This is a genomic window from Candidatus Neomarinimicrobiota bacterium (assembly GCA_030743815.1).
Taxonomy (GTDB): domain Bacteria; phylum Fidelibacterota; class Marinisomatia; order Marinisomatales; family S15-B10; genus UBA2146.
Genome location: JASLRT010000100.1, coordinates 1 through 4,081, shown reverse-complemented (window position 1 = coordinate 4,081; position 4,081 = coordinate 1). Strand labels below are relative to the sequence as shown.

Annotated in this window: 3 protein-coding genes; 2 read left to right on the top strand and 1 reads right to left on the bottom strand. The window is 53.5% G+C overall.

The window, feature by feature from the left end:
• Positions 1-1,040, top strand: a 1,040-nt coding sequence (locus tag QF669_08475) for a hypothetical protein (GenBank protein MDP6457467.1), incomplete at its 5' end; no start/stop codon positions are given.
• A 433-nt stretch (positions 1,041-1,473) separates the two neighbouring features.
• Complete coding sequence (locus tag QF669_08470) at positions 1,474-3,696, top strand: DUF5916 domain-containing protein (protein ID MDP6457466.1); 2,223 nt, start codon at positions 1,474-1,476, stop codon at positions 3,694-3,696.
• 24 nt (positions 3,697-3,720) lie between these two features.
• Here QF669_08470 and QF669_08465 read toward each other — a convergent pair.
• Positions 3,721-4,081, bottom strand: a 361-nt coding sequence (locus QF669_08465; protein MDP6457465.1) for a FlgD immunoglobulin-like domain containing protein, incomplete at its 5' end; no start/stop codon positions are given.

The window sequence follows — 4,081 nt, the reverse complement described above, 5'->3', positions numbered from 1 at the left end:
TCATCGTCAAAACAGATGCGCAGGGGCAACTGGAGTGGCAAAAATTCATCGGGAGCAAACGCAGCGATGAAACAGTAGCAACCGTTTGTGAGGACGCCCAAGGACATTTTTATATCGGGGGCTCCATGCAGGTGAAGCGAGAACAGGAAAGTGCTATCATCAAACTGTCAGCCGAAGGTGAAATAATCTGGAAGCGCATTTACCCGCATCCCAGGGCGGACGCTATCGAGGGGATTACATTGACCGGTGATGGCCATTTGCTGGCGACAGGCTACTCAAACAGTGCTAACCGCGGTGCAGTTTTCCTGGCCATGGACGGCAAGGGTTTGCTCCTGAAGCTGGATCTCGACGGAAACGTTATCTGGGAAACGATTCTTGAATCCATTCCCCAGGGCATGATGGCCTATGAGCATCCTGAGGGTTACGCCGTCGGTGGAACGATATTAAAGAATCTGAACGCTGAGGACGAGTGGGCTGAGAACCATGACTATTGCATGGTTGTCACAGATCCGAACGGTAAGGAACTCTGGTCGCGTAACTTTGGAGGACCAAAATCCGAGCATTGTTATGATTTTGCCCGCACATCCGACGGTGACTATGTCTTTGCAGGGCACACCCGCTCCTATGGTGTGATCAATTGGGACTATCTATTGATGAAGGTAGATGCTGAGGGGAACGAGGCGTGGCACAGCATCTTTGGTCAGCCCCGAGGCTACGATCCACGCTACATCCATGACGAAGCGTATGGTGTTAAAGAGACATCGGATGGCGGTTTTACCATCATAGGAGGTTCTGGGGACGAGCATCTGTATTCGGCCGCTGGTCATGCGATGGGTCCCTCTGATCTCTGGCTGGCCTATCTCGTGAAGACGGATTCTCTCGGCAACAAGGAATGGGAGAGTGTCTATGGGGAACGCTCCGGACACAATGCCGGGGAGTATATGGACGTTACCGATGACGGTGGATTTATTATATTCTCTGATTCAGATACTTACGGGACGATGAAAAACAACAGTTTTGGTTTTATCAAGCTGAAATGATAACGCAAATGAGCGGTACTGTAATATTCCACTCAAGCGGTTGGAAGACGACTTCCCATCATACGTAAAACAGCCTGAAAATAGCCAATTCGGACACCTTTATCGGTCACTTATGTATGTTGAAGAACAGGTTGCTCATCGGTAAAACAGCCTAAAGGTGCACGCTTGAAAAGCGTGTGTGCGTTCACGTGTGTACCTCGGGTTCGAATCCCGTCCTCTCCGCTCTTTTAAGCCCGTCTCCCTGACGGGTTTTCTCTCTATAGTTGACTCGCACTTGCTTCCCTATGTAGCTTGTACTCCTAAATATTCTTAGGAGTGATGATTCACTGGATGTGGATAAGCTAATCAGGGGAGGGAGTGCCGGTGGTCTCGTTCTGGGACAGGTCTGGACGTATATTGAGGATTCGCCCGCGAAGCCATCATCTGCTTGATCATGCTCAAAATAATCTACTTACTGAGCCCGGGAATTAGATTCTCCCCCCCGCAGGCACTTCGCCTTGGACTCTTTCTGATCACCCTCTATGCGGGGCTCTCCGCATCAACTGGACCACTGGCCCAGGAACGCCCCCGTGGCATCGTGGCACGTGTGGAGGAAGAGGTTCGTATCGACGGTGTTCTGGACGAGGGTTCATGGGGGCGGGGGACGCCCCTCGGTCCGCTGACAATGATAGAGCCGATAGAAGGAGAGCCGCCCACCGCTGCCACCGAGATCCGGGTCATGGCCGACGTTCGGAACCTCTATATAGGTATTAGGGCATACGACTACAATCCGGCGGGGATCGTCAGCTATTCCAAAGCCCGGGACAGTCGGCTCCGGTCTGAAGACCACATCAAGATTATTGTTGACCCATTTCAGGATGGCCAGTCGGGATTTGTGTTTGCCATCAATCCCGCTGGTGCTCGCTACGATGCCCTGGTAGCCGGTCAGGGGACGAGAGAAAACTCCAGTTGGGACGCGGTCTGGGAGGCCAATACTCGACGGACGCCTGAGGGATGGACAGCCGAGATACGGATTCCTGTCCAGAGTCTCACTTTCGATGCCTCCCTCGATGCCTGGGGATTCAACGTGGAGCGACGGATCCAGCGAATTCTGGAAGTGAGCCGCTGGGCCAGTCCTCAGAGAGACGCCCTTTTCGCCCAGACCAATCGGGCAGGACTCATTACGGATCTTCCCACATTCGACAGCGGTTTGGGACTTTCGGTTCGACCTTCCCTAGTCGGCGAGATGCAAATGGTTGAGCCGGACGGCAGTCGAGTTGTTGGTGCAGAGCCGAGCTTGGACGTGACTCAGCGGATTGGATCCAACGCCACCGCCGTGCTTACCGTGAACACCGATTTTGGCGAGACGGAAGTGGATACACGCCGCACCAATCTGACTCGTTTTCCCCTCTTCTTTCCTGAAAAACGGACTTTCTTTCTCGAGGGTGCAGATATTTTTGACTTCGGGGCCGGACTAACCACGTTTCACAGACCGGACATCGCCCCCCTTTTCACTAGACGCATAGGGCTATATGAAGGGGAGCAGGTCCCCATCCGTGGCGGAGGAAAGTTGAGCGGAAGGGTAGGACGGACCAACTTTGGTGGATTAGTCGCCAGCACAGGCCCCGTGGAAAACCTGGTGGACGGTACCACTATGGGAACATTTCGGGTGAAGCAGAACATTTTGGAGCAATCCAGCACCGGATTACTGGCCACGTTGGGGGATCCGGTTGGCCGGACAGGGAGCTACACTGTTGGCGCGGACCTTATCTTAAACACCTCGCGCTTTCTAAAATCGAAAAACCTGATCGTGGGCGGATGGGGACTGGCGACAGGTCGCAAGGACCTGGAAGGAGACCGGACGGCGTATGGTATCATCGTGGACTATCCCAATGACGTATGGGATCTTTGGGTCTCATACAAGCAGATCGGTGTCGATTTTGATCCGTCGCTGGGTTTCGTCCCTCGTAAGGGTGTCCGCCTGGCTAATTTGGGAATCAACTACCGGCTCTGGTCTCCGGCGGCGGTAATTCGAAACCTCTATTTTGAGCTGGTACCCATCTTTGCCTGGGACATGTCAGGGAAGATTGAGAGCTATCGCATCTTCACCGCACCGTTGAACGTCCGCTTCGAAAGCGGTGATCGCTTCGAATTCAACATCCAGCCTCAGGGGGAACAGCTTCCTGAACCGTTTGAAATTTCCGAGGGCGTCGTCATCCCGGTAGGCAGCTACGATTGGGTGCGCTACCGGTTGGAGTTGGATCTGGCGAGCAAGCGCCTGGTGAGCGGACGCGTCTCGTGGTGGTTCGGCCCATTCTACGACGGCGACTTGAGCCAGTTGTCACTCCGGGTAGCGATCAACCTCTCCGACTTCATCAACTTCGAGCTTTCCGGTACACGTAACGACGGTTCGATGCCGGCCCGCGGTTTCGTCCAAGAGGTTCTCGGTGCTCGAATCCGGGTCAACTTTTCCCCGGATCTCCAAGTCAGCTCTCTGGGTCAGTACCAGCGGGAGAGCGGTGAGTTTGGCACCAATATCCGGCTTCGATGGACCTTCCACCCTCTCGGTGATCTATTCGTAGTGTACAACTACAACGCGCTCGATACTATGGGGCAGGGGTGGAAGTTGGACTCCAGTCAGATACTCGTTAAGCTACAATATGCCCTTAGGTATTGAGCCTCTGCGAAGGACCGCCTCAATCTACTTCAGCATCAGCATCTTCCTGACGTTCATAAATGAATTACTTGTCATCCGGACGATGAACATTCCCGATGCTACCAGGCGGCCCCTGTCGTCCTTTCCGTTCCAGACGGCGGAGTGAAACCCTGGCGACATTTCTTTACTCACGAGTGTTCTCACTTTTCTGCCCAGTAAATCATAGATAGCGATTTCCACATAGGTTGGTTCGGGTATGTCGTAGGCTATGGTGGTAACCGGGTTGAAAGGGTTAGGATGGTTCTGATGCAGAGCAAACTGTGTTGGAAGAGGAGAGTCAAAGAGTGTTACCGAACCGCTGGATATCAAATCTCCCGATGAGCCGAAAAACCGGTAACTTAGATCT

Coding starts and splice junctions, on each gene's coding strand:
- QF669_08470 (MDP6457466.1), top strand. CDS start 1,474: ATGCTCAAAATAATCTACTTACTGAGCCCGGGAATTAGATTCTCCCCC.